The following is a 24,448-nucleotide window of genomic DNA, read 5'->3' on the forward strand; positions in this document are numbered from 1 at the left end:
ACGCGCCGGACGCTGCGCCGGCAGGCCGCGACCTGGACCATCGTGGCCGTCGTGAGCCGATCCCGCACTCGTCCCCGGCCCGGCCGTGCCGTCCGTGCCGTCCGCCTGGCGGCGGCCGCCGTGGCGGTCCTGCTGCCCGTGACGGTCGCCGTCGCGACCGAGCCCGCCCCGCCGGACGGCCCCACGACCCGGACGTCCGTCGCCGGCTGGCGCGCGCCCGTCCCCGGCGCCGTCGCCGCGCCCGCCGACCTGCCCGCCCAGCGGTGGCTGCCCGGCCACCGCGGAGTGGACCTGGCCTCGACGGCGGGCGAGCCGGTGGTGTCCCCGGCCGCCGGGACGGTCACCTTCGCCGGCCCGGTCGCCGGACGCCCGCTCGTCGTCGTGACGCACGGCGAGCTCCGCTCCACCCTCGAGCCCGTGGACGCCACGGTGGTGGTCGGCACCGTCGTCGCGGCAGGGCAGGTGGTGGGGACCACCGGTGCCGTCGGGTCGCACTGCGGGCCCGCCGTCTGCCTGCACTGGGGCGTGCGGCGGGGCGAGACCTACCTCGACCCGCTCACCCTGCTCGGGCGCTCCGCGCCGATCGTGCTGCTCCCCCTCGGCTGACACCGCGTCACGGGGGCCTACGCCCGCGGGAAGGCCTGCTCGAAGACCGTGCGGAGACGCTCGGCGTCGACGTGGGTGTAACGCTGCGTGGTCCCGAGGTCGGCATGGCCGAGGACCTCCTGCACCGACCGGAGGTCCGAGCCGCCGGCCAGCAGGTGCGTGGCCGCCGAGTGGCGCAGCGCGTGCGGGGCGACGTCGTCGACGCCCGCGAGCGCGGCCAGCGCGTGCACCGTCTCGCGGGCCTGGCGCTGGCCCCACCGGCCGCCGCGGTCACCGAGGAACAGCGCGGCGGGCGATCCCGCCCGGACCAGCTCCGGTCGGCCGTGCGCCGACCAGGCGCGCAGGGCCCTGGCCGCCGGCACGCCGAACGGGACCACCCTCTCCTTGCCGCCCTTGCCGAGGACCTTCACCAGCCGCTCGTCGAGGTCGAGGTCGCCGACGTCGACCTGGACCAGCTCGCCGACCCGCACCCCCGACCCGTACAGCAGCTCGGCCGCCGCCCAGGCCCGCAGGGCGGCCGGTCGACGGTCCGGCTCCGCCTCCTCGACGCACCGTTCCGCGGACGCCAGGAGCTGCTCGGCCGCCACGACCGACAGCACCGTGGGCAGGGTCCGCGCGACCTTCGGTGTGGCGAGCCGCGCCGACACGTCGGTGGCGACCAGACCCTCGGCGTGCGCCCAGCGCAGGAAGGCGCGCGCGGACGCGCCTCGGCGGGCGAGCGTGGCCCGGGACAGGCCGCGGTCCGCCTGCGCGGCGAGCCATCCGCGCAGCACCGTCAGGTCGACGTCGTCCAGCCCGGACGCGCCGTGCCGCACGGCGTGGCGCAGCAGCCCGGTCACGTCCGCCCGGTACGCGCGACGGGTGTGGCTCGAGTGCCCCTGCCGGGTCGCCAGGAACCGCGTGAAGCCGTCCACCGCGGTCGAGAGCGCGGTGGGCAGCGGGGGCAGGTCCGGGTCCGGCATCGTCGTCCAGTGTGGCGGTCGCCACGGCGACGACGTCGCAGGTCGTCCGGCGATTCGCCGCATCACGCGCGGCGCCAGCGGCCCCCCTCCCGGCGCACCAGGTCCTGCCGCTCGAGCCCGCCCAGCAGGGTCAGCACCCGGCGCGGCGGCAGGCCCGCCGCGCGCGCCAGGGAGTCCACCGACGCAGCGGCGCGCACCGGCAGCGCGTCCCGGAGCAGGCGCTCGTCCGGCCCGAGCCGGTCCAGCACGGTGTCCGCCGACGGCGGCGGGGGCGCCGCCTCGCGCCCGAGGTCGCCCGCGAGGTCGGCGACCTCCGCCGCGCCGGTGACGCAGACGGCCACCGCGTCCCGCAGCAGCCCGTGGCACCCGGCCGACGCCATCGACGTCACCGGGCCCGGCACCGCACCCACCGGCCGCAGCAGCTCCGCTGCCCGTCGGGCGGTGGACAGCGCCCCGGAGCGGTGCGCCGCCTCCACCACGACCGTCGCGGCCGTCAGCGCCGCGATCACCCGGTTGCGGGCGAGGAACCGCTGCCGGAACGGGGCCGAGCCGGGAGGGACCTCGCTGAGCACGGCTCCCGTGCCGGCGACCCGGCGCAGGAGGCCGTCGTTGCCCTGCGGGTAGAAGCGGTCGACGCCGCTCGCCAGGACCGCGCACGTCATCCCCTCCGCCGCCACGGCACCGCGGTGCGCGGCCGCGTCGATGCCGTACGCACCGCCGGAGACCACCGTGAAGCCGCGCTCGGCCACGCCTGAGGCGAGCTCCGCGGCGACCCGCTCGCCGTACGCCGTGGCCGCCCGCGCCCCGACGACCGCGACCGATCGCCGCGACCAGCCCTCGACGTCCGCCCGGCCCCGCACCCACAGGGCGAACGGTGCGGCGACGCCCAGGTCGTCGACCCGGCGGGGCCAGTGCTCGTCGCCCGGGACCAGGAGGGTGCCGTCGCAACGTTCCAGCACGCGCAGCTCACGACGCGGGTCCAGCGACGCGAGCCGCGGGGCCCAGCGCCCCACGGCCGACAGCAGGCGGTCGGTGGCCGCCCGCCGCACGGGAGGGACGTCCGTCCCGTCCTCGTCCGCCCGGCGCAGCCCGCCGAGAGCCCGGTCGGGGTCGACGGTCGCGTCCACGAGCCACCGCAGCGCCCCGGACGCGCCGAGCTGCGCCACGAGGGCGCCCGCCACCGCGTCGCCGGGCTCGGCGAGGCGGCTCCACGCGGCCGCCGCCAGCCGCGGGTCGTCGGCGTCGAAGACCAGCGGCGCCCCGGCCGACCGGGCGACGGTGCGCGGCATGGCGGCCGCACCGGCGGGCGGGCGGGAGGCGACGCCGTCAGCCACGCTGCTCACCGGTCCGGAGCACGAGCGCCGTGTCCACGTCGTCGACGGACGGGACCTCCCGCCCGTCCAGGTCCGCCACCGTGCACGCGACCCGCAGGAGCCGGTCGGCGCCGCGCAAGGTCAGGGCGCCGGCGTCGATCTGCCGCTCGACGCGGGGCAGCACGCCGGCCTCGCCCCGCAGCCGGTCCCGCAGCCAGGGCCCCGGGAGCTCGGCGTTCGTCGTCCAGGCCGAGCCGGAGAACCGGGCCCGTGCCGCCTCCCGGGCGGCGAGGACGCGGGCCGCGACGACCGACGACGGCTCGCCGACCGACCCGAGGACCCGGTCGGCACGGGTCAGGCCCTCGAGACGCACGTGCAGGTCCACGCGGTCGAGCAGCGGGCCCGACAGCCGCCCCAGGTAGCGGCGCCGCGCGATCGAGGTGCAGCCGCACTCCGACCCGGCGTCGGTCCCGGCCATCCCGCACGGGCAGGGGTTCGCGGCGAGCACGAGCTGGAAGCGGGCCGGGTACCGGGTGGCGCCGCCCGCCCGGTGCAGGACGAGCTCGCCCGCCTCCAGCGGTTGGCGCAGCGTCTGCAGGACGCGCGGCGTGAACTCGGGCGCCTCGTCGAGGAACAGCACGCCGCGGTGCGCGCGGGAGACGGCCCCCGGACGAGCGAGACCCGACCCGCCGCCGACGACGGCGGCCGGGGTGGCGGTGTGGTGGGGGTCCTCGAACGGCGGGCGCCGCACCAGGCCCGCCCCGGGGTCGAAGGTGCCGGCGACGGAGTGGACGCTGGTGACCTCGACGGCCTCCGCGTCGGTGAGGTCGGGCAGGATGCCCGGCAGCCGGGCCGCGAGCATCGTCTTGCCCGCGCCGGGCGGGCCCACCATGAGCAGGTGGTGCCCGCCGGCGGCCGCGATCTCGAGCGCGAGCCGGGCCTCGTGCTGGCCGACGACGTCCGCGAGGTCGCCGACGGGGCGGCGGGCGAGGCCGGGCCGGGCGGGCACGACAGCTCCCCCGGCGGCCTCGTGCTCGACCGTTCCCCCGTGCAGCCGCACGACGTCGGCGAGGTGCGCGGCGCCGTGCACCCGCGCACCGGGCACCAGCGCCGCCTCGGCGGCGTCGGCCTCGGCCACCACGACCTCCGTCCGGCCGGCCTCGACGGCGGCCGCCACGGCCGGGAGCACGCCCCGCACGGGCTGCAGCCGGCCGTCGAGACCGAGCTCGGCGAGGTGCACCACGCGGTCGAGCCCGGCGGCGGGGAGCAGCCGGTGGCCGGCCAGCACCGCCACGGCGACGGCGAGGTCGAACGCGGAGCCGGACTTGCGCAGGGAGGCGGGCGACAGGTTGACGGTGATCCGCCGGTGCGGCCACTCGATGCCGGTGGACAGCACGGCGGCACGGACCCGGTCGCGGGACTCGGCGAGCGCCGCGTCGGGCAGGCCGACGAGGGTGAAGCCGGGCACGGACGCCGCGAGCTGCGCCTGCACCTCGACGACGTGCCCCTGCATCCCGGCGAGGGCGACGGCGGTGGTGGTGGCGTACCCCATCACGACACCCCGACGAGGTGCTCGAGCCGGGCGGCGCCGGAGCGCGGCAGGACGACCGCCACGACGTCGATCCGCACGTCGCGCGCCCCGGGGTGGGCGTGCAGCCACTCCCCCGCGAGCCGTCGCAGCCGGCCGAGCTTGGCCCGGGTCACGGCCTCGGCGGGATGCCCGAACCCGAGCCCCTGGCGGGTCTTGACCTCGACCACGACGACGGTCCCGCCGTCGCGGACGACGAGGTCGATCTCGCCGGCCGCCCCTCGCCAGTTGCGGTCGAGCAGCTCGTACCCGAGACCTGTCAGATGCCGGGCCGCCAGCTTCTCGCCGTAGCGCCCGACGGCGTCCTTCGCCTGCACGGAACCACCTCCGCGCAGCACGGTGCCGCGCGGAGCCCGCCGGACGCCATCAGCACCGGCGCGATCTGTGGACACCCCCGCCTGCCGCGGCCCTGTGGACGGCCCGGCGTGGCGGCGCGGCGTGGCGGCGCGGCGTGCGTCAGAGCGCCATCTCCGCCTTTGCGAGCTCCTCGACGTTGACGTCCTTGAAGGTCACGACGCGCACCGACTTCACGAACCGGGCCGACCGGTAGACGTCCCACACCCAGGCGTCGGAGAGCCGTACCTCGAAGTACACCTCGCCCCCGGCGGACCGGACCTGCAGGTCGACCTGGTTGGCCAGGTAGAAACGTCGTTCGGTCTCCACCACGTACGAGAACAGCCCCACGACGTCCCGGTACTCACGATAGAGCGCGAGCTCCATCTCGTTCTCGTAGTTCTCGAGGTCCTCAGCGCTCACGCGGCCATCATCCCACCCGGGAGCGGAAGGACACGTCGAGCGGGTCGCCGAGGCGCGTCTGCTCGGCCCGCGCGTCGCCGGCCCCGCCCGCGACGGGCTGCGGCTCCACCGCGGCCGGGGCCTCCTCCAGCACCCGCAGGTTCCACGACCGGCGGTGCTGGGGCGTCGGCCCCAGCCGGCGGAGCGCGTCGAGGTGCGCGGGGGCCGAGTAGCCCTTGTTCTGGTCCCACGCGTAGTGCGGGTACTGCGCGGCGAGCCGGGTGAGCAGCCCGTCGCGCTCCACCTTCGCCAGGACGCTGGCCGCGGCGACGGACGAGCACTGCAGGTCGGCCTTGACGAGGGTGCGCACGCCGGGCTCGGGTGCGTCGAGGCCGCTGCCCGGGTCGAGCGCGGCAGCCTCGAACAGGTCCCGCTGGGGTCGGCTCAACCAGTCGTGGGAGCCGTCGAGCAGCACGACGTCCACGTCGCCGAGGCTGCGCCGCACCTGCGACAGCGCGCGGCGCCCGGCGAGCCGCAGCGCCGCGACGATGCCGTGCGCGTCGATCTCCGCCGGGCCGGCGTGACCGACGGCCCACGTGACCGCCCAGTGCCGCAGGGGCTCCACCAGCGCCTCGCGCGCCGCCGGGGACAGCAGCTTGGAGTCGGTGAGCCCGCGCGGTGCCGTCCGGGTCCCGGTGTCGACCACGACCAGCCCCACGCTCACCGGCCCGGCCAGGGCCCCGCGACCGACCTCGTCCATGCCGCCGACCAGGCGGGCACCCTCCCCCAGCAGCGCCCGCTCGGTGCGCAGCGTCGGGCTGCGTCGACGGGTGGCGGCGGTGGTCACGGCTCCGGGACCTCGGCGAAGACGTCCGACGGGTTGCGCAGCAGCGTCATGTCCGCCAGGGGCCACACGATGACGAAGGCGTTGCCCACCACGTTGTCGATCGGGACGAACCCGCCCCCGGGCTTGCCGGTGTTGTACCGGGAGTCCTGGGAGTGCTGGCGGTTGTCGCCCATGACGAACAGCATGTCGTCGGGGACCACGGTCGAGAACTCGGACTGGCTCGGGACCGAGCCGGGGGCGATGTAGGTCTCGTCGATCGGTACGCCGTTGACGCTGACCCGACCCTCGGCGTCGCAGCACTCGACGGTGTCGCCGGGCATGCCGACGACACGCTTGATGAGGTGCTCGCCGGTGTCCTGCGGCAGCAGGCCCACGAACGTCGCGGCGTCACGCACCGCGTTGCCGACGGGGCCCCGGTCGGGCGCCTCGTACGGCGGGAGCCAGCCGCCCGGGTCCTTGAAGACGACGACGTCACCACGGTGCACGTCCAGCACGTCCGGGACGAGACGGGACACCATGACGCGGTCGCCGATCTGGAGCGTCTCCTCCATCGACGAGCTCGGGATGAAGAACGCCTGCACCAGGAACGTCTTGATCAACCACGACAGCACGAGCGCCGAGACGACGATGATGACGGTCTCGCGCAGCAGGCTCAGACCTCGCCCGCCGCGGGGCTCCGCGGGGGCCGCGGCGTGCGCGGGCACCGACTCCGCACGGGCCGCGACCTGCTCGTCCGTGGGGCGGACACCGGGGGCGTCGTCGTCGGGTCCGCGCCGATGGTCGGAGGACGTCATGGGGTCGGAGTCTGCCACGAGCACACCTTCCCACGGTGCCCCCGGGAAGGCGAAACGCCGACGGGCGGCACCTCCCGGCTGGGAGGTGCCGCCCGTCGGCGTGGCGGCGGCCGGTCAGGCCGCACGGCTCACTTGGCGTCGCGCTTCTCGCGGATCTTCGCCTTCTTGCCGCGCAGCTTGCGCAGGTAGTAGAGCTTCGCGCGGCGGACGTCGCCGCGGGTCACGAGCTCGATCGACTCGATCGTCGGGGCGTGCACCGGGAAGGTGCGCTCCACGCCGACGCCGAAGCTGATCTTGCGGACGGTGAACGTCGAGCCGACACCGCTGTTGCGGCGGGCGATGACGATGCCCTGGAAGGCCTGCACGCGCGAGCGGCTGCCCTCGATGACCTTGACGTTGACCTTGACGGTGTCGCCGGCACGGAAGTCCGGCACGTCGGAACGCAGCGAGGCTGCGTCGACGAAGTCGAGCGTCTTCATGTTCTCTCCCCACACTGCCACAGGTCAGAGCAAGCATCGGAGGGCCGGCACGGCGGCGCGGACCCTGGTGTCGTCAGTGGTGGTGCGCCGTACCTCGGCCCGATGGTCTCCCCTGTGGCAGAGTCCGGGCTGCAGCACACCGACGCACCATTCTGCCACACGGCTTCGCGCCGCACGACAGCCCGGAGCCCTCGCCGTCCGTGACCCGCGCCACCACCGGCCGCCGAGGCTCTCGCCCTGGCCTCAGACCTGGTCGTCCCGCCGCACCCCGTCGGCGTCCACCGTCCACCCGAGCCCCGCCAGCACCTCGCGGTCCCGCCGGTCCAGCACCGCCGGCTCCAGCGCGGCCAGCATGTCGGGCCGGCGCCGGGCCGTCCGCTCGAGCGCCTGGTCGCGCCGCCACCGCTCGACCCGCCCGTGGTGGCCGGAGAGCAGCACGTCGGGCACGTCGTGCCCCGCCCAGGCGGGCGGCTTGGTATAGACGGGGTACTCGAGCAGCCCGGCGGCGCCGTGCGACTCCTCGACCAACGAGTGCGGGTTGCCGACGACGCCCGGCAGCAGCCGCCCGACGGCCTCGACCATGACGAGCGCCGCGACCTCGCCCCCGTTGAGCACGTAGTCGCCGATGGACAGCTCGCTCACCGGGTGGCCGGCCGCACGGTAGTGCTCCACCACGCGGGCGTCGATGCCCTCGTACCGCCCGCACGCGACGACCAGGTGGTCGGCGCCCGCCAGCCGCTCGGCGTGCCGCTGCGTGAACACCTCGCCCGACGGCGTCGGCACCACGAGGTGGGCGCCCGCCGGGACCTCGTCGGGTCCGCCGACGGGCGGCTCGCCCATGAGGTCGTCGAGCGCGCGACCCCACACGTCGGGGCGCATGACCATGCCCGCGCCGCCGCCGAAGGGCGTGTCGTCGACCGTGCGGTGCCGGTCGGTCGTCCAGTCCCGCAGGTCGTGGACGCGCAGGTCCAGCAGCCCGGTGCGCCGGGCCTTGCCCACGAGCGACAGGTCGAGGGCGGCGAGGTAGTCGGGGAAGATCGTGACGACGTCGATCCGCACGCTCAGTCCTCGCCCTCGGCAGGGCCGTCGGGGCGGTCCACGACGGCCGCGTCGGCGTCGCGGGCGAGCAGCCCGCCCGGCGGGGTGAGCACGACGCGACCTCCCGCGACGTCGACCTCGGGGACGATCTCCCGCACGAACGGCACGAGCGTCCGCTCGCCCCCGGTCTCCCGCACGACCAGCGCGTCCTGGGCGGGCAGGTGCTCGAGCCCGACGACCTCGCCCACGACGGTGCCGTCGGCGAGCTCCGCCCGCAGCCCGGCGAGCTCGTGCGGGTACCAGGCGTCCTCCTCGTCGGAGACGTCCTCCTCCACCACCAGCGCGACGCCGCGCAGCGCCTCGGCGGCGCTGCGGTCGGCGACCTCCGCGAACCCGACGATCCACTTGCCCTGGTGGGTCCGCGCGCCGGTGACCGTCAGCGGCCCGGCGTCGGCGGGGTCGGTGGTGAGCACCGCGCCGACGGCGAACCGCTCGTGCGGGACGTCCGTGCGCACGTCGAGCCCGAGCTCGCCGCGCAGTCCGTGGGCCCGTCCGATGCGGGCGACCACCAGGTCCATGTCGTCTCCTTGGTCGTGGGCCGTCGGCCCGTCGGCACCGCTCGGTGCCAGTGAACACGACGAGGCCCGGTCCCGCGGGGGGACCGGGCCTCGTCGGCGTGCCCGTGGTGGGTCAGCGGCGGTCGACGTCCACGACGTCGACCCGCACCGGGCCCTCGGCGGACAGCGCACCGACGACGGTGCGCAGCGCCTTGGCGGTGCGGCCTCCCCGACCGATGACCCGCCCGAGGTCGTCCGGGTGGACCCGGACCTCGAGCAGGTCGCCCCGGCGCTGCGTGCGGGCCGTGACCCGGACGTCGTCCGGGTTGTCGACGATGCCGCGCACGAGGTGCTCGAGGGCGTCGGCGAGCATCAGGCCCCGGCCTCGTCCTCGGCGGACTCCGCCTTGGTCTCGGACTTGGCCTCGGAGGCCTTCGCCTTGGCCTTCTCGGCCTCGGCGTGGACGGCCTCGACCGCGGCGGCGGTGTCGGTCGTGGACTGCTTGGTCCGCAGGGTGCCCTCGGCGCCCTCGAGGCCCTTGAACTTCTGCCAGTCGCCGGTCACCTTGAGGATGGCGGCGACCTGCTCGGTCGGCTGCGCGCCGACGCCGAGCCAGTACTGCGCACGCTCGGAGTCGACCTCGATGAACGAGGGCTCCTCGGTCGGGTGGTACTTGCCGATCTCCTCGATGACGCGACCGTCGCGCTTGGTGCGCGAGTCCGCGACGACGATGCGGTAGTACGGGGCCCGGATCTTGCCGAGACGCTTCAGACGGATCTTGACGGCCACTTAGGTGGTCTCCTGGTTCTGGTGGGTGCGACCCTGGCGCCGTGCCGGTGGGGTCCGGCGGACGATCGGGTCAGGACCGGGCACGCGCAGGAGAGAGGGGCCTGGGCACGCCGAGTACCCGGACATTGTGCCAGACCGCGGGCCCGGGACCCAACCGCGCGTTCGTCACACGTCCTCCCGCGGGGGCGGTCACGGGGCGACGATGCGGCCGCGGAGCACCACGGCCGTCGGGTGCCGCAGCACGGACACGTCCAGCCGGGGGTCGGCGGGATAGACGACGAAGTCGGCGCTGGCGCCCTCGACCATCGATCCGTGCCCGAGGAAGGCCCGCGCCCGCCAGGTGGCCATCGCGACGACCTCGGCGTCGGGGATGCCCGCGGCGACCAGCTCCGCGCACTCGTCCGCGATCCGACCGTGGTCGATCGTGCCGCCGGCGTCGGTGCCCACGAGCAGCGGGACGCCGGCCTCGTACAGCTCGCGCACCTGCTCGTACCGGCGGGCGTGCAGCCGTCGCATCCGCGCGGCGAACAGGGGGTACCTGCCGTCCGCCTGCGCCGCGATGTTCTCGAACTGGCCCACCTGGAGCAGCGTCGGGGTCACGTGCACCCCGCGCTGGGCGACCTCGCCCATGAGCTCGGGCGGGATGCCGGTACCGTGCTCGATCCCGTCGACGCCGGCGGCGAGGAGGTCGGGCACGACCTCCTCGGAGAAGGCGTGGACGGTCACGCGGGCGGCCTCGGCGTGCGCCGCATCGACCGCCTCGGTGAGGACGTCGCGCGGCCACAGCGGCGTGAGGTCGCCCTCGTCGCCGAGGTCCCGGTCGATCCAGTCCCCGACGAGCTTCACCCAGCCGTCGCCGGCGCGCGCCTGCGCGCGCACGGCCTCCGGCAGCTCTGCGACGTCGTCGAGCTCGAGGCCGTAGTGGCGCAGGTAGCGCTTGGGCCGGGCGAGGTGCGCCCCTGCCCGCACCAGCCGCGGCAGGTCGGCACGCGCGTGCACCCAGGAGGTGTCCAGCGGCGAGCCGGCGTCCCGGACGAGCAGGACCCCGCTGTCCCGGTCGGTGAGGGCCTGCTTCGCGGCCGTCTCCGGCGCGGTGGCTCCCCCGGCGTCCAGACCGACGTGGCAGTGGACGTCGACCAGCCCGGGCAGCACCCAGCCGTCGAGCTCCGTGGCAGGGCTGCCCTGCGGCGTGGGGCGCAGCAGGCTGATGCGGCCGTCACGGACCCACATCTCGCCGACCTCGCGGTCGCCGTCCAGCAGGACGTGACCCGTGACGTGCAGGGGGACGTGCGGCACCGACATGAGCGCAAGCGTAACGCCGCTTCGACCCCCCGTGCGGTCAGCGTCCGCCGAGGAGCTTGTCGAAGCCCGCGGGGAGCTGGAGGTCGTCGACGTTCGCGGGCTCGCCGTCCTGCGCGCCGACGCCGAACGCCGACCCCGCCGGCGCGGCCGACCGCGCGCCCCCGCCGAGCGCCCGCTGCATGGCCTCGCGCTCCTGCTGCGCCCGCTTGGCGGGGTTGCCGGACTTGCCCTTGACCTTGCGGGCGGGGGCCTGCTTGCCGCGGGCCTTCTTCCCGCCGCCCGGCATCCCCGGCATCCCGGGCATCCCGCCCGGCATGCCCGGCACGCCGCCGCCGCGCGCCATCTGGCGCATCATCTTCTGCGCCTGCGTGAACCGGTCCAGCAGTCCGTTCACCGCGGTCGTGGTCTGCCCGGAGCCGCGGGCGATCCGGGCCCGGCGGGACCCGTTGATGATCTTCGGGTTGTCCCGCTCCGCGGGCGTCATCGACTGGATGATCGCCTGCACGCGGTCGACCTCGCGCTCGTCGAAGTTCTCGAGCTGCTCGCGCATCTGCGCCATGCCCGGCATCATCCCGAGCATCTTCTTCATCGAGCCGAGCTTCTTCATCTGCTGCATCTGCACCAGGAAGTCGCCGAGGGTGAAGTCCTCGCCGCCGGCGACCTTCGCGGCCATCTTCTCGGCCTCGTCGGCGTCGAAGGCACGCTCGGCCTGCTCGATGAGGGTGAGGACGTCACCCATGTCGAGGATGCGCGACGCCATGCGGTCGGGGTGGAACACCTCGAAGTCGGTGAGCTTCTCACCGGTCGAGGCGAACATGATGGGGCGGCCCGTCACCTTCGCGACCGACAGCGCCGCACCACCACGGGCGTCGCCGTCGAGCTTGGACAGCACGACGCCCGTGAAGTCGACGCCGTCGAGGAACGCCTGCGCCGTGGTGACGGCGTCCTGGCCGATCATCGCGTCGATGACGAACAGGACCTCGTCGGGCGTGATCGCGGCACGGATGTCCGCGGCCTGCTGCATCAGCAGCCGGTCGACGCCCAGGCGGCCGGCGGTGTCGACGATGACGACGTCGTGCTGCTTGGCGCGCGCCTGGGCGACACCCTCGCGGGCCACCGACACCGGGTCGCCGATGACCGTGTCGTCGGCGGGGTCCGTCGCGCCCGTGTTCCCCGGGTGCGGGGCGAAGACCGGGACCCCCGCGCGGTCCGCGACGACGGAGAGCTGGGTCACGGCGTTCGGGCGCTGGAGGTCCGCGGCGACCAGGAGCGGCGTGTGCCCCTGCTCCTTCAGCGCGAGGGCCAGCTTGCCCGCGAGCGTCGTCTTGCCGGCACCCTGCAGGCCGGCGAGCATGATCACCGTCGGCGGCGTCTTGGCGAGCTGCAGGCTGCGGGTCTGCCCGCCGAGGATCTCGACGAGCTCGGCGTTGACGATCTTGACGACCTGCTGCGCCGGGTTCAGCGCTCCCGAGACCTCGACACCGAGCGCGCGCTCGCGCACCGCGGCGGCGAACTCGCGCACCACGGGGACGGCGACGTCGGCGTCGAGCAGGGCGCGACGGATCTCGCGGACGGTCGCGTCGATGTCCGCCTCGGAGAGCCGACCCTTGCCGCGCAGGTTCTTGAAGGTCGCGGTGAGCCGGTCCGACAGGGAGTTGAACACCAGGTGGTCCTCTTCACGGGGATGGATGACGTGCGGTGCACCAGCCTACCGGCCGTCGGCGGCGGGACCCGCGTCGCCCTCCGGGTGCTCGGCCGCCAGCACCGCCCGGGCCCGCACGGTGAGCTGGTCGACCAGGCTCGCCCGCCAGCCCGTCCAGCCGGCCGGGCCGAGGGACGACGCGTCGCACTCGGTGAGCGCGCGCAGCGTCTCCAGCAGGTCCCGGCGGTGGTCGACGGCGTCGAGCAGCCTCGCCACGGTGGCCGGGTCGTCCGGGTCCGACGTCGTCGCGAGCCCCGCGAGCGTCAGGTGGTGCCGCACCAGCAGCTCGACGTCGGCGACGAAGTCCTCGTCGAAACCCATGCGGCGCACGATCGGCCCCACCACCCGGGCTCCCTCGGTCGAGTGGTCGCTGCTCTGCGCGCCCCGGCGCTTGCCGATGTCGTGCAGGATCGCGGCGACCCCCAGCAGGTCCGCGCGCAGGAGCTCCGCCGGCACTCCCCGGGCGATCTGCCGCTTGCGCACCGAGGCCACCAGCGCGGCGGTCTCGACGAGGTGCCGGTCGACGGTGTGCCGGTGGATCGCGGCCCGCTGCGGCTTGTTGCGCACGTCCGCCCACTCGGGGATCCAGGTGGTCACGGCGCCCGCGAGGTCGAGCGCCTCCCAGACGTGCACCTGTGCCGCACCCGAGCCGAGGAGCGTCAGGAGGTGCCCCCGGGCCGTCGCCGGCCAGGGCGCGGGCACGGGCGGGCACTCGGCGAGGGACTGCATCGTCACGGGTGCCAGCGCGAGCCCGGTGCGGGCCGCGGTGGCGGCGGCCCGCAGGGACAGCGCCGGGTCCCGGGACGGCACCGCGCTGACCGCGAGCACCAGCTCGCCGTCGTGCTCGACCAGCCCCTCGCCCACCGACCGCAGCCGGGGCGGCTGCCGGCGGCCCCGCACCAGCACGGGCCTCTTGGCGGCCGGCCGCTGGAGCGCCTGCCGGGCGCGCCGGATCGTCGAGTCCAGGGCGAAGGAGATCTCCCGGCCCGCCTCGGCGAGGCTGGCCAGCAGCTCGTCGGGGTCGTCCACCCCGCACAGCGCCGCCACCTCGTCCAGGTCCGCCAGCAGCAGCTTCGTCGAGCGGCGACCGGTGACCGCCTGCAGCGCGTCGCGCACGTCCAGCAGGTGCGCGTACGCGGTGTCCACCCGACCGTGCGGACGGTCGGTCAGCCAGGTCGCGGCGAGCGCGGACAGCACCACGGCGTCACGGATGCCGCCGCGCGCGTCCTTGAGATCGGGCTCGATGAGGTACGCCAGGTCACCGGACCGCTCGGCCCGCTCCTTGACGCTGGACAACAGCTCGGGCAGGCGCCGGCGCGAGGCCGAGCGCCAGTCCGTGAGGATGCCCGACGCCGCCCGGTGCACCACGACGGCGTCACCGGCGACCGGCTTCACGTCGAGCCAGCCGACCGCCGCCGGCAGGTCGCGCATCGCGAGCTGACGCGTCTGGTTGAGGGACCGCACCGCGTGGTCGATGTCGACCCCCGAGTCCCACAGCGGGTACCAGAGCCGCTCGGCGATCGTCGCCAGCTCGTCGGGCTTGTGGGTGCGGCCGTCGTGGACCAGGACGAGGTCGAGGTCGGACAGCGGCCCCAGCTCGCCGCGGCCGAGCGAGCCCACGGCGGCCAGCGCCAGGCCGGTCGGGTCGACGTCGGCCGTCGCCTCCGCGTAGAGCGGGCCGAGACGGTCCACGACGAGCTGCTGGAGGGTGGCGCGCCGCGCCACCCCGGAACGCCCCGGACCGGTCAGGTCCCTGGCCGTGGCGAGAAGGTCCTCGCGCAGCCCCACGACAGGGCCCCGCACCCCGGTTCCGGGGTGCGGGGCCCTGTCGTGAGGCCGTGCAGGACCGCCCGTGGGAGGAAGGTCGGTCATCGACGGTCAGAGAGCGGCGTCGCCGTGCTCGCCGGTGCGGACGCGGGCGACGTCGTCGACCGGGACCGTCCAGACCTTGCCGTCACCGATCTTGCCCGTCTGGGCCGCGCCGACCACGACGTCCACGATGGAGGGGGCGTCGGCGTCGGACACGAGGACCTCGATACGGACCTTGGGGACCAGGTCGACCGTGTACTCGGCACCGCGGTAGACCTCGGTGTGGCCCTTCTGCCGGCCGTAGCCGCTGGCCTCGCTGACGGTCATCCCCCGGACGCCCGCGGCCTCCAGGGCCGACTTCACGTCGTCGAGACGGTGGGGCTGGATGACCCCGGTGACGAGCTTCATGCGCGAACCTCCTTGATGACGGAACCCGACGAGAGACCCTCGTACGCGGACTCACCGTGGACGGCGAGGTCGATCCCGTTGACCTCGACCTCCTCGGAGACCCGCCAGCCCATGGTGGCCTTGAGGAGGATCGCCAGGATGTAGGTGACCACGGCCGAGAAGACCATCGCGACGACCGCGATGATCGCCTGGACGGCGAGCTGGTTGACGCCGCCACCGTAGAACAGGCCGGTCTCCGTGGCGAGGAAGCCGATGGCCAGCGTGCCCCAGAGGCCGGAGACCAGGTGGACACCCACGACGTCGAGCGAGTCGTCGTAGCCCAGCTTGTACTTCAGGCCGACGGCGAAGGCGGAGAACACACCGGCGAGGACGCCCACGAAGATCGAGCCGAACGGGCTCACCGAGCCGGCGGCCGGGGTGATGGCGACCAGACCGGCGACGACGCCCGAGGCGGCACCGAGGGAGGTGGCGGAGCCGTCGCGGAACTTCTCCACGACGAGCCAGCCGAGCACCGCGGCGGCGGTGGCGACGGTCGTGTTGACCCAGGCGAGACCGGCGAAGCCGTCCGCGGTGAAGGCCGAACCACCGTTGAAGCCGAACCAGCCGAACCACAGGAGGGCGGCGCCGAGCATGACGAGCGTGAGGTTGTGCGGGCGCATCGGCTCGGTGCCGAAGCCCTTGCGCTTGCCGACGACGAGCGCCAGGACGAGCGCGGCGACACCCGCGTTGATGTGGACCACCGTGCCGCCGGCGAAGTCGATCGGCGCGGCGATGGAGGCGAAGGGACCGTCGCCGGAGAGGAGGCCACCGCCCCAGACCATGTGCGCCATCGGGAAGTAGCCGAAGGTGACCCAGAGGGCGACGAAGACCATCCAGGTGCCGAACTTGACGCGGTCCGCGATGGCGCCGGAGATGAGCGCGACCGTGATGATCGCGAAGGTGGCCTGGAAGCCCACACCGACGATCCCGGGAACACCGAAGCCGTCGATGATGAACTCACCGGCCTCGTCGTAGATCGCACCCTGCAGCGCGAACTGATCGAAGGGGTTGCCGATGATCCCGCCGATGTCGCTGCCGTAGGACATCGACCAGCCCCACAGCACGTAGATCACCGCGGTGACGGCGATGGCCCCGAAGGACATCATCATCATGTTGAGGACGGACTTGCCGCGCACCATGCCGCCGTAGAACAACGCCAGCCCGGGCGTCATCAGGAGCACGAGAGATGCTGAGGTCAGCATCCACGCGGTTGCTCCGGTATCCAGCTCCATCTGTCTATCTCCCCTCGCCAGCCCGTGTGGCCGGTCGGGGACTACCGTCTTGGAGCGGCATTTCCCCTGAACTGTCCGGGGGTTACAGCCGTGTGACAAGCACCCGCGTCACGTAAACGTTGGGTTTCCGTCCCGCACTGCGAGACGCGGACGGCGGGTCGTGATCGCACCGTGACCTGACCGTGTCCGGGCCGCGACCTCGCGCGCACCGCCCGCTGCACCTCCGGCTCAGCCGGGTCCGTGTCGACCGACCCTGCGGCTCCACGACCGGCGAGCGCCTCGTCCCTCGGCGCGCACCGCCCGCTGCACCTCCGGCTCAGCCGAGGAGACCGTCGACGAACTGCTCCGGCACGAACGGCGCCAGGTCGTCCGGGCCCTCGCCGAGCCCGACGAGCTTCACCGGGACGCCGAGCTGACGCTGGACCGCGACGACGATGCCGCCCTTGGCGGTGCCGTCGAGCTTGGTCAGCACGATGCCGGTCACGCCGGCGACCTCGCCGAACACCTTGGCCTGCTGCATCCCGTTCTGGCCCGTCGTCGCGTCGAGCACGAGCAGCACCTCGCCGAGCGGCGCCTCGCGCGTGATGACCCGGGTGATCTTGCCGAGCTCGTCCATGAGGCCCGCCTTGTTCTGCAGCCGGCCCGCGGTGTCGACCAGCACGACGTCCGCGCCGTCGGCGACGCCCCGACGCACCGCGTCGAAGGCGACCGCGGCCGGGTCCGCACCGTCGGCGTGGGAACGCACCGTCGGGACGCCCACCCGCGAGCCCCACGTCTGGAGCTGGTCGGCGGCGGCCGCGCGGAACGTGTCCGCGGCACCGAGCACGACGCTGCGGTCCTCCGCGACGAGCACGCGCGCGAGCTTGCCGACCGTGGTGGTCTTGCCCGTGCCGTTCACGCCGACGACGAGCATCACGGCGGGCTTCGTCACGCCGTCGACCACGGGGCGCTCCAGGGCGAGCGTCCGGTCGAGCGTCGGGTCGACGACGCGCAGCAGCTCCTCGCGCAGCAGCTCGCGCACGGCACCCGGCTCCCGCACGCCCAGCACCCGCACCCGCGTGCGCAGCGCCTCGAGCAGCTCCTCCGCGGGGCCGGGGCCCAGGTCGGCCAGGAGCAGGGTCTCCTCGATCTCGTCCCAGTCGTCCTCGGTGAGGTGGTCGCGGGACAGCACGCTCAGCAGGCGCGCGCCCAGCGGGGAGCCCGACCGGGCCAGCCGGTCGCGCAGCCGCACCATCCGCCCCGACGCAGGCTCGGGCACCTCGACCGGCGGCGCCGCGACCTCCGGGGTGGCGTCGGCTCCCGTCGCCTCGGCGGCCGCACCGTCAGGCGGCGCGACGACACCGGGCTCCGGGGACTCGTCGAGGGTCGCGGCGCCCCGGCCGCGACGACGGGGGACGACGAACGCGGTCGTGGCGCCCGCCACGACCAGGACGCCGAGAAGGATCCAGAGCCAGGAAAAGTCGGTCACGGTGCCCCAGTCTCCCAGACGCCCGGCGCCGCGTCGTCAGGTCGCGGCCGTCCCCGTGGGGTCAGGCGTCCGCGCGGCCCACGGCCGACGGCGGGTGGTGCGGCAGCCGCACCCGGCCCTGCGCACGGTGCAGCACGTCGGTGAGCTCCTCGGCGTCGACGTAGCCCGGCGCGTCCTCGACGTTCGCGGCGAAGAAGTCGTCCATGTCGGTGTCCACCGACTTCGGCACCGCCCCGCGGTGCCGGCGCAGGCCGCCGCGGAAGTCGCGCAGGAACGCGCGCGCACCACGGACGTCGTCGTCGCCCTCGCGGCGCTCCATGACGCTCGCCACGAGGAACACGGCCCCCGCGAGCAGGAGCGTGACGACGAGCCAGACGACGAACGTGACCATGTCCACCATTCTCACCCTGCCTCGGCGGTTTCACGCAGGCGCTGGGAGATGACCGTCGTCACACCGTCCCCGCGCATGGTCACGCCGTACAGGGCGTCGGCGACCTCCATCGTGCGCTTCTGGTGCGTGATGACGATCAGCTGGGAGTCCTCCTGCAGCTCGCGGAAGATGTCCAGCAGCCTGCCCAGGTTGACGTCGTCGAGCGCGGCCTCGACCTCGTCCATGACGTAGAAGGGGCTGGGCCGCGCCTTGAAGATGGCCACCAGGAAGGCGACCGCCGTGAGGGACCGCTCCCCGCCCGACAGCAGGGAGAGCCGCTTGACCTTCTTGCCCGCGGGTCGCGCCTCGACCTCGATGCCGGTCGTGAGCAGGTCCCCGGGATCGGTGAGCACGAGCCGTCCCTCCCCGCCGGGGAAGAGCCGGGCGAACACGCGCTCGAACTGCGCCGCGGTGTCCTGGTAGGCCTCGGCGAACACCTGCTGCACGCGGTCGTCGATCTCGGAGACGATGTGCAGCAGGTCCTCGCGGGACTTCTTGAGGTCCGCGAGCTGGGTGGCGAGGAACTGGTGCCGTTCCTCCAGGGCGGCGAACTCCTCCAGCGCCAGCGGGTTGACCGTGCCGATGCGGCGCAGCGCCTTCTCCGCGGCGGCGAGCCGCTTCTCCTGCTCGGCGCGCACGTACGGCACGGGTGCGGGGTCGGGGTCGTCGTCGGCGGCGCCCTCGGGTCGCGGCACGGGCACGTCGTGGTGCGGCCCGAACTCCTCGACGAGCAGGTCGGGGTCGGTGCCGAGCTCGTCCACGGCCCGGCCGCGCAGCTGCTCCCAGCGCGCGAGCTGGGCGGCGCGGGCCACCTCGTCGCGGTGCGCGGCGTCGGTGAGGTCACGCAGCTCGCGGGTGTGCCGGTCGACGTCGCCACGGGTCCGGGCGACCTCCTGGCCGGCCGTCCCCCGGTCGGCCTCGGCGGAGGCCCGCTCGTCCGCGACCCGGTCGAGGGAGGCCGCCAGCGCCGCGAGCACGACGTCGGTGTCGGCGCGGACCTCGGCGGCCCGGCGCGCCTGCCCGGCCCGGCGGCGGGCCCGCTCGGCGGCCTGGGCGCGGGCCTGTCGCTCCTGCTCGGCGGCGCGGGCCAGGCCCTGGGCGCGGCCGGCCACGGCGCGGGCGCGCTCCTCGGCGGTGCGCAGCGCGAGCCGGGACTCCGTCTCCGCCTGGCGCGCCCCGGTGGCCGCCGCCTGGGCGGCGTCGCGGGCGGCGGCCTGCCGGGCGAGGTCGTCCTCCGACCCGGCGGGCTCCGCCTGGGCCACCTCGAGCCGCCGGACGAGGTCGGCCAGCTCGGTCTCGTCGGCGGCGCGGCGAGCCTGGACGGCCTCCACGGCCTGCCGGTGCCGGTCCGCCTCGGTCTGCGCGGCGCGGCGGGCGGCGCCCAGCGTGCCGAGCTGCTCGGCCACCGCGGCCATCGCCGCGTCCGACTCGTGCAGGCGGGCGAGGGTGGCGTCGTGCCGGTCCTGCGCCTGTGCCGCCGCGGCGCGGGCGTCGACGAGCCCGGCCACGCACCGCTCGGCGCGGGCGAGCGCGTCCTGCAGTCCCGCGCGCGCCTCGTCGAGCGCGCCGGTGAGGTGCAGCACGCTCGGCGCCGCGGCCGAGCCGCCGGACGCACGCGTGGCGGTGAGCAGGTCACCGGCGCGGGTCACGACCACCCGGCCGGGCTCCGCGGTGAGGAGCGCGCGGGCCTCGGCGAGGTCCTCCACGACGACGACGTCCGCGAGCAGGGACCGCAGCGCGGAGGCCGCCGGGCCGGAGGCGGTGACGACGTCGAGGACGGCCCGCCCGGACGCCGGCGCGGACGCCACGACAGGGGCGTGGTCCCCGCCGACGACGATCCCGGCCCGGCCCGCGTCGTCGTCGCGCAGGGTGCGGATCGCATCGACGGCCGCGCCGAGGGACTCGACCGCGACGGCGTCGGCGAGCGGCCCGAGCGCGGCGGCGACGGCGGCCTCGTAGCCGGGCTCGACGCCGAGCAGAGCGGCCACGGAGCCGAGCACCCCGTGCTGGTCGCCCGCGAGGAGCGCGCCCGCACCGTCCTTGCGGTCCAGGCTGAGCTCGAGCGCCTCCACCCGCGCCGACCAGGTCGCGCGGTCGGTCTCCGCGGCGGCGGCCTCCGCCTCCAGCGCGGCGACGGCCTCCGTGGCCCGGTCGAGCGCGTCGGCGGCGGCCTCGTGCTCGGCGTCCAGGCCCGCCTCGCCCGCCTCGGCGCCGGTGACCTCCGACTCCAGGGCGGCGAACTCCCCCGCAGCGGCCTCGGCGCGGCGTTCTGCCTCGCCGAGCTGTTCGCGCACCCGCTCGAGCTCGGCGTCCGCGGACTCGACGCGGCTGCGCCGCGTGGCGACCTGCCCGGCGAGGCGGGCCAGGCCCTCGCGGCGGTCCGCCGCGCCGCGCAGCAGCGTGGCCACCTCCCGCTCGGCGTCCGCGGCGGCGCGCTCGGCCTGCGCCCGGGCAGACTCGGCGTCGCCGAGCGCGGCGCGGGCGATCTCCACCTCGCGCGTCAGCTCGGCCTCGGAAGCACGGGCGCGTTCGGCCTGCGCCTCCAGCGCGTCGGGGTCCTGCCCCTGGTGGGCGGGCTCGGCGACCCCGAGCAGGCGGACGCGCTCGTCGGCGAGCGACGCGACGCCGCGCAGCCGCTCCCGCACGGCCACCAGCCCGTGGTACGTGTCGTTGGCGGCGGCCGCCGCCCGGGAGGCGCGGGCCGCGTCCACCTCGGCGCGCGCCAGCCGCGACCGGGCGTCGTCGAGCGCCTCCTGCGTCGCCTCCCGGCGCTCGGCGAGCGCCGCCTCGTCGGCCCGTTCCTGGTCGAGCCGCGCGCCGAGCTGTGCCAGGTCGTCGGCGAGCAGGCGGGCACGGGCGTCGCGCAGGTCCGCCTGCACGACACGTGCCCGGCGCGCGGCCTCCGCCTGCCGGCCGAGCGGCCCGAGCTGACGGCGCAGCTCGGTGGTGAGGTCGGTGAGGCGGGCCAGGTTGCCCTGCATCGCCTCCAGCTTGCGCAGCGCCTTCTCCTTGCGCTTGCGGTGCTTGAGGACCCCGGCGGCCTCCTCGACGAACCCGCGCCGGTCCTCCGGGGTGGCGCGCAGGACGGCGTCGAGCTGCCCCTGACCCACCACGACGTGCATCTCCCGGCCGATGCCGGAGTCGCTGAGGAGCTCCTGGATGTCGAGCAGGCGGCAGCCGCTGCCGTTGATCGCGTACTCCGACCCGCCGCTGCGGAACAGGGTGCGCGAGATCGTGACCTCGGTGTACTCGATCGGGAGGGCGCCGTCGGTGTTGTCGATGGTGAGCGCGACCTCGGCCCGGCCGAGCGGGGGGCGACCCGACGTCCCGGCGAAGATGACGTCCTCCATCTTGCCGCCGCGCAGCGACTTGGCGCCCTGCTCCCCCATCACCCACGACAGGGCGTCGACGACGTTCGACTTGCCCGAGCCGTTGGGGCCCACCACGCACGTGATGCCCGGCTCGAAGCTCAGCGTCGTCGCCGAGGCGAACGACTTGAAGCCCCGGAGCGTGAGCGTCTTGAGGTGCACCCGCCGAGCGTAGCCGCCGCGGGCCGCGGTTCCGCGCAGGCGGGCCGGTGTTCCGGGAACGGCGAGGGCGGGGCCCCGGCGTCGCCGACCGCTGCGGGTCGACGACCGGGACCCCGCCCAGGTCGACGGTCGGTCAGGCGGCGGTCTGCGGGAACCACAGGCCGATCTCGCGCGCGGCCGACTCGGGCGAGTCCGACCCGTGCACGAGGTTCTGCTGGACCTTGAGGCCCCAGTCGCGGCCGAGGTCGCCGCGGATGGTGCCGGGCGCGGCGGCGGTCGGGTCGGTCGCGCCCGCGAGGGAGCGGAACCCCGCGATGACGCCCTGGCCCTCGGCCACGACCGCCAGGACGGGCCCGGAGAGCATGAACTCCACGAGGGGCGCGTAGAACGGCTTGCCCTCGTGCTCGGCGTAGTGCTGCGCGAGCAGCTCGGGGGTCGCGTGCTTCAGCTCGACGGCCGCGAGCGTGTAGCCCTTGGCCTCGATGCGCCGCAGGATCTCGCCGGACAGGCCCCGGCGGACGCCGTCGGGCTTGACGAGGACGAGCGTGCACTCGACGGTGACGGTGGTCGGTTCGGTCATGCGGACCACCCTATCGGCGCACCGGTGCCCGGCCGGACCCGGGCCGGCCCGCGAACGGGTCGGACGGGCGGCCTCAGGCGTTGGGCGCGGTCTCCGGGTGCTGCGCGTCGTAGGCGGCCCGCTCGGCGTCGACCCGTCCGCCGAGCCGCAGCGCGACGAACCACATGACGACGAAGACGCCCCCGACGAGGTACATCATCGGCAGCAGCAGCCCCAGCGCCAGGACGGGCACCTGAACCACCGACCCGGCGACGTAGCCGCCGGGTCGGGTGACCATCCGGGACAGGACGAGCAGGACGACGAACAGCACGCCGGTGACGGTCCACATCGCGGCCGTCGAGTCGAGGACGAGCAGGCCCTTCTCGAACACCGAGTCGCGCAGCCCGTACAGGGCCAGCGCGGCGAACGCCACGACGAACGCCTCCAGCTGGAGGACCATCGACGCGAACTGCGGCTTGGCGGCCTTGCGCGGGACGATCGTGTCCCCGGGGGCCGGGCGGTCGTCCTTCTTCCTGCTGCTCACCGCTCCAGGATATCCGCCGTCGGGCGTGCTCCCGGAGTGCCGGTGGCGTCCGAGGTGTCCTCGGCGCGGACGGCACCGGGCAGGTCCGCCTCGTCGGTGACGGCCTCGCCGCGCGCGACCATCCCGGCGACGTCGGACAGCTTGATGACGGGCAGGAAGAACGCCAGGACCAGGCCGACGAGCACGAGCGGGACCAGATACCAGAACGACGGCGCGAGGGCGTCGGCGTAGGCGTCGATGACGCCGGTGCGCAGCGGCTCGGGCAGCGCCTGGACCAGGGCCGGGGTGAGCATCGACTCCTCGCCGCCGCCCGCACCGGCGGGTGCGCCGGCGAAGACCGAGTCGAGGCTCTCGGTGAGGCGGGTGGTGAAGATCGTGGTGAACAGGGCGGTGCCGACCGCCGCGCCGATCTCGCGGAAGAAGTTGTTGGCGCTGGTCGCGGTGCCGAGCTCGTGCGGGTCGACGGCGTTCTGGACGGCCAGCACGATGATCTGCATGACCAGGCCCATGCCGGCGCCGAGCGTGAAGATCATCAGCCCGAAGGTCCACATGGACATGTCGCCGGACAGGGTGGTCAGCCACACCATGGCGAGCGCGACCACGCTCAGGCCCACGATCGGGTAGGCCTTGTAGCGGCCGCTCTTGGAGACCGCGATGCCCGAGACGATGGAGGTGAGCATGACGCCCGCCATCATCGGCAGCATCAGCCAGCCGGACTCCGTGACCCCGGCGCCCGTCGACATCTGCAGGAACGTGGGGATCATCGCCATCGCGGAGAACATGCCCATGCCGAGCACGAGGCCGATGAGCGTGGTGATCGTGAAGGTGCGGTTCTTGAACAGCCGCAGCGGGATGAGCGGCTCGGCGGCACGGTTCTCGACGACGACGAACGTCGCGACGGCGGCGAGGGTGGCCACGACGGCGCCCGTCAGGCGCCAGTCGGACCAGTCGTAGCCGCCGGTGACGATGGACTCCCAGCTCGTGACGAGCACGATGCCGGTGGTCGCGACGGCCATCGAGACGATGCCGCCCCAGTCGACCGGGCGCGACGAGCGGTGCGACGGCAGCTTGAGGGTGATCCAGGCGACGGCGAACGCCGCGATGCCGATCGGGATGTTCAGCCAGAAGGCCCAGCGCCAGCCCGGGCCCTCGGTGAGCCAGCCGCCCAGGAGCGGGCCGAGCACCGCGGAGACGCCGAACAGCGCGCCGAGGGGGCCCATGTACTTGCCGCGCTCGGAGGCGGGCACGATGTCGGCGATGATCGACTGCGACAGGATCATCAGCCCGCCGCCGCCGAGGCCCTGCACGGCCCGCCAGACGACCAGCGCGCCCATGGAGTCGGCGAACCCGGCGCCCGCGGAGGCGATCGTGAACAGCCCGATGGCCACGAGGAAGGGCCAGCGGCGCCCGTAGAGGTCGCCGAACTTGCCGTACAGCGGCATGGCGATCGCCACGGCCAGGATGTAGGCCGTGATGACCCAGCCCTGGTGCGAGACGCCGTGGAGCTCGCCGACGATCGTGGGCATCGCGGTGCCGACGATCGTCTGGTCGAGCGAGGACAGGAACATCGACGCCAGCAGGGCGCCGAAGATCAACCAGATCGTGCGCTGGTTCAGCACCACCAGCGGCTTGTCGGGTGCGGTCGGGGCGGGGTGGCTCATGGGTACCTCGGGTCGTGGCGCGCGGGCGCCGGTCGGGGCGGGGTCGGGCGGGTGGT

24 protein-coding genes are annotated in these 24,448 nt (G+C 75.0%); 1 reads left to right on the forward strand and 23 read right to left on the reverse strand.

What is annotated here, in order from left to right; translation table 11 throughout:
- Positions 1-51 precede the first annotated feature (51 nt).
- Complete coding sequence (locus tag I598_RS05325; RefSeq protein WP_232314269.1) at positions 52-606, forward strand: M23 family metallopeptidase; 555 nt, start codon at positions 52-54, stop codon at positions 604-606.
- Positions 607-623: 17 nt separating this feature from the next.
- Here the strand turns inward: I598_RS05325 and I598_RS05330 are convergent, their stop codons facing one another.
- The 23 genes from I598_RS05330 to I598_RS05440 form a co-directional block, all read right to left on the reverse strand.
- A complete protein-coding gene (locus I598_RS05330) occupies positions 624-1,568 on the reverse strand; it encodes a tyrosine recombinase XerC (protein WP_068201922.1) in 945 nt (314 codons plus the stop codon).
- Between the two features lie 62 nt (positions 1,569-1,630).
- Positions 1,631-2,902: a DNA-processing protein DprA gene (gene dprA / locus I598_RS05335; RefSeq protein WP_335583277.1), complete on the reverse strand. Its 1,272-nt coding sequence runs from the start codon at positions 2,900-2,902 to the stop codon at positions 1,631-1,633.
- On the reverse strand, positions 2,895-4,433 hold the full coding sequence (locus tag I598_RS05340) for a YifB family Mg chelatase-like AAA ATPase (protein WP_068201923.1): 1,539 nt from the start codon (positions 4,431-4,433) through the stop codon (positions 2,895-2,897). Before I598_RS05340 ends, dprA begins: the two co-directional genes overlap by 8 nt.
- Positions 4,433-4,786, reverse strand: coding sequence for a YraN family protein (locus tag I598_RS05345; RefSeq protein ID WP_068201925.1), 354 nt, complete (start codon positions 4,784-4,786; stop codon positions 4,433-4,435). The genes I598_RS05340 and I598_RS05345 overlap by 1 nt, the downstream gene beginning before the upstream one ends.
- Before the next feature lie 139 nt (positions 4,787-4,925).
- Entirely contained in the window at positions 4,926-5,225 is a 300-nt protein-coding gene (locus tag I598_RS05350) for a DUF2469 domain-containing protein (RefSeq protein WP_068201927.1), read from the reverse strand.
- 7 nt (positions 5,226-5,232) lie between these two features.
- Positions 5,233-6,051, reverse strand: coding sequence for a ribonuclease HII (locus tag I598_RS05355; RefSeq protein ID WP_068201929.1), 819 nt, complete (start codon positions 6,049-6,051; stop codon positions 5,233-5,235).
- Entirely contained in the window at positions 6,048-6,845 is a 798-nt protein-coding gene (lepB, locus tag I598_RS05360; protein ID WP_083972905.1) for a signal peptidase I, read from the reverse strand. Before lepB ends, I598_RS05355 begins: the two co-directional genes overlap by 4 nt.
- Before the next feature lie 128 nt (positions 6,846-6,973).
- On the reverse strand, positions 6,974-7,324 hold the full coding sequence (gene rplS / locus I598_RS05365) for a 50S ribosomal protein L19 (protein ID WP_068201931.1): 351 nt from the start codon (positions 7,322-7,324) through the stop codon (positions 6,974-6,976).
- Between the two features lie 243 nt (positions 7,325-7,567).
- Entirely contained in the window at positions 7,568-8,383 is an 816-nt protein-coding gene (gene trmD, locus I598_RS05370) for a tRNA (guanosine(37)-N1)-methyltransferase TrmD (protein ID WP_068201933.1), read from the reverse strand.
- Positions 8,384-8,385: 2 nt separating this feature from the next.
- Positions 8,386-8,940, reverse strand: coding sequence for a ribosome maturation factor RimM (rimM, locus tag I598_RS05375; protein ID WP_068201935.1), 555 nt, complete (start codon positions 8,938-8,940; stop codon positions 8,386-8,388).
- Between the two features lie 112 nt (positions 8,941-9,052).
- Positions 9,053-9,292 carry an RNA-binding protein gene (locus I598_RS05380; protein WP_068201937.1) on the reverse strand — a complete coding sequence of 80 codons (240 nt, stop codon included), beginning with the start codon at positions 9,290-9,292 and terminating at the stop codon, positions 9,053-9,055.
- Entirely contained in the window at positions 9,292-9,708 is a 417-nt protein-coding gene (rpsP, locus tag I598_RS05385) for a 30S ribosomal protein S16 (protein ID WP_068201939.1), read from the reverse strand. The genes I598_RS05380 and rpsP overlap by 1 nt, the downstream gene beginning before the upstream one ends.
- A 189-nt stretch (positions 9,709-9,897) precedes the next feature.
- Positions 9,898-11,010, reverse strand: a complete 1,113-nt coding sequence (locus I598_RS05390) for an amidohydrolase family protein (RefSeq protein ID WP_068201942.1) — start codon at positions 11,008-11,010, stop codon at positions 9,898-9,900.
- A 37-nt stretch (positions 11,011-11,047) separates the two neighbouring features.
- Positions 11,048-12,673, reverse strand: coding sequence for a signal recognition particle protein (gene ffh, locus I598_RS05395; protein ID WP_068201944.1), 1,626 nt, complete (start codon positions 12,671-12,673; stop codon positions 11,048-11,050).
- A 45-nt stretch (positions 12,674-12,718) separates the two neighbouring features.
- The gene (locus I598_RS05400; RefSeq protein WP_068201946.1) at positions 12,719-14,584 is read right to left on the reverse strand and encodes a [protein-PII] uridylyltransferase family protein; all 1,866 of its coding nucleotides are present in this window, start codon (positions 14,582-14,584) and stop codon (positions 12,719-12,721) included.
- A 6-nt stretch (positions 14,585-14,590) separates the two neighbouring features.
- Positions 14,591-14,929 carry a P-II family nitrogen regulator gene (locus I598_RS05405; protein WP_068201948.1) on the reverse strand — a complete coding sequence of 113 codons (339 nt, stop codon included), beginning with the start codon at positions 14,927-14,929 and terminating at the stop codon, positions 14,591-14,593.
- Complete coding sequence (locus tag I598_RS05410; RefSeq protein ID WP_068201951.1) at positions 14,926-16,200, reverse strand: ammonium transporter; 1,275 nt, start codon at positions 16,198-16,200, stop codon at positions 14,926-14,928. The genes I598_RS05405 and I598_RS05410 overlap by 4 nt, the downstream gene beginning before the upstream one ends.
- Before the next feature lie 316 nt (positions 16,201-16,516).
- Positions 16,517-17,668, reverse strand: a complete 1,152-nt coding sequence (gene ftsY, locus I598_RS05415) for a signal recognition particle-docking protein FtsY (protein ID WP_068201953.1) — start codon at positions 17,666-17,668, stop codon at positions 16,517-16,519.
- Positions 17,669-17,729: 61 nt separating this feature from the next.
- Positions 17,730-18,059 carry a hypothetical protein gene (locus I598_RS05420; RefSeq protein ID WP_157557160.1) on the reverse strand — a complete coding sequence of 110 codons (330 nt, stop codon included), beginning with the start codon at positions 18,057-18,059 and terminating at the stop codon, positions 17,730-17,732.
- Between the two features lie 11 nt (positions 18,060-18,070).
- A complete protein-coding gene (smc, locus tag I598_RS05425) occupies positions 18,071-21,628 on the reverse strand; it encodes a chromosome segregation protein SMC (RefSeq protein WP_068201957.1) in 3,558 nt (1,185 codons plus the stop codon).
- A 133-nt stretch (positions 21,629-21,761) separates the two neighbouring features.
- Positions 21,762-22,208 (reverse strand): nucleoside-diphosphate kinase, encoded by a 447-nt coding sequence (gene ndk / locus I598_RS05430; RefSeq protein ID WP_068201960.1) that lies wholly within the window; start codon positions 22,206-22,208, stop codon positions 21,762-21,764.
- A 73-nt stretch (positions 22,209-22,281) separates the two neighbouring features.
- A complete protein-coding gene (locus I598_RS05435) occupies positions 22,282-22,731 on the reverse strand; it encodes a DUF4233 domain-containing protein (RefSeq protein WP_068201962.1) in 450 nt (149 codons plus the stop codon).
- Positions 22,728-24,392 (reverse strand): MDR family MFS transporter, encoded by a 1,665-nt coding sequence (locus tag I598_RS05440; RefSeq protein WP_068201964.1) that lies wholly within the window; start codon positions 24,390-24,392, stop codon positions 22,728-22,730. The genes I598_RS05435 and I598_RS05440 overlap by 4 nt, the downstream gene beginning before the upstream one ends.
- Positions 24,393-24,448: the final 56 nt, after the last annotated feature.

Source organism: Isoptericola dokdonensis DS-3 (genome assembly GCF_001636295.1).
Classification (GTDB): domain Bacteria; phylum Actinomycetota; class Actinomycetes; order Actinomycetales; family Cellulomonadaceae; genus Isoptericola; species Isoptericola dokdonensis.

Coding starts and splice junctions, on each gene's coding strand:
- I598_RS05400 (WP_068201946.1), bottom strand. CDS start 14,584: ATGACCGACCTTCCTCCCACGGGCGGTCCTGCACGGCCTCACGACAGG.
- rplS (WP_068201931.1), bottom strand. CDS start 7,324: ATGAAGACGCTCGACTTCGTCGACGCAGCCTCGCTGCGTTCCGACGTG.
- I598_RS05340 (WP_068201923.1), bottom strand. CDS start 4,433: ATGGGGTACGCCACCACCACCGCCGTCGCCCTCGCCGGGATGCAGGGG.
- I598_RS05410 (WP_068201951.1), bottom strand. CDS start 16,200: ATGGAGCTGGATACCGGAGCAACCGCGTGGATGCTGACCTCAGCATCT.
- I598_RS05440 (WP_068201964.1), bottom strand. CDS start 24,392: ATGAGCCACCCCGCCCCGACCGCACCCGACAAGCCGCTGGTGGTGCTG.
- I598_RS05380 (WP_068201937.1), bottom strand. CDS start 9,292: ATGCTCGCCGACGCCCTCGAGCACCTCGTGCGCGGCATCGTCGACAAC.
- I598_RS05330 (WP_068201922.1), bottom strand. CDS start 1,568: ATGCCGGACCCGGACCTGCCCCCGCTGCCCACCGCGCTCTCGACCGCG.
- I598_RS05420 (WP_157557160.1), bottom strand. CDS start 18,059: ATGGTCACGTTCGTCGTCTGGCTCGTCGTCACGCTCCTGCTCGCGGGG.
- rimM (WP_068201935.1), bottom strand. CDS start 8,940: ATGGACCTGGTGGTCGCCCGCATCGGACGGGCCCACGGACTGCGCGGC.
- lepB (WP_083972905.1), bottom strand. CDS start 6,845: ATGACGTCCTCCGACCATCGGCGCGGACCCGACGACGACGCCCCCGGT.
- I598_RS05405 (WP_068201948.1), bottom strand. CDS start 14,929: ATGAAGCTCGTCACCGGGGTCATCCAGCCCCACCGTCTCGACGACGTG.
- I598_RS05390 (WP_068201942.1), bottom strand. CDS start 11,010: ATGTCGGTGCCGCACGTCCCCCTGCACGTCACGGGTCACGTCCTGCTG.
- ndk (WP_068201960.1), bottom strand. CDS start 22,208: ATGACCGAACCGACCACCGTCACCGTCGAGTGCACGCTCGTCCTCGTC.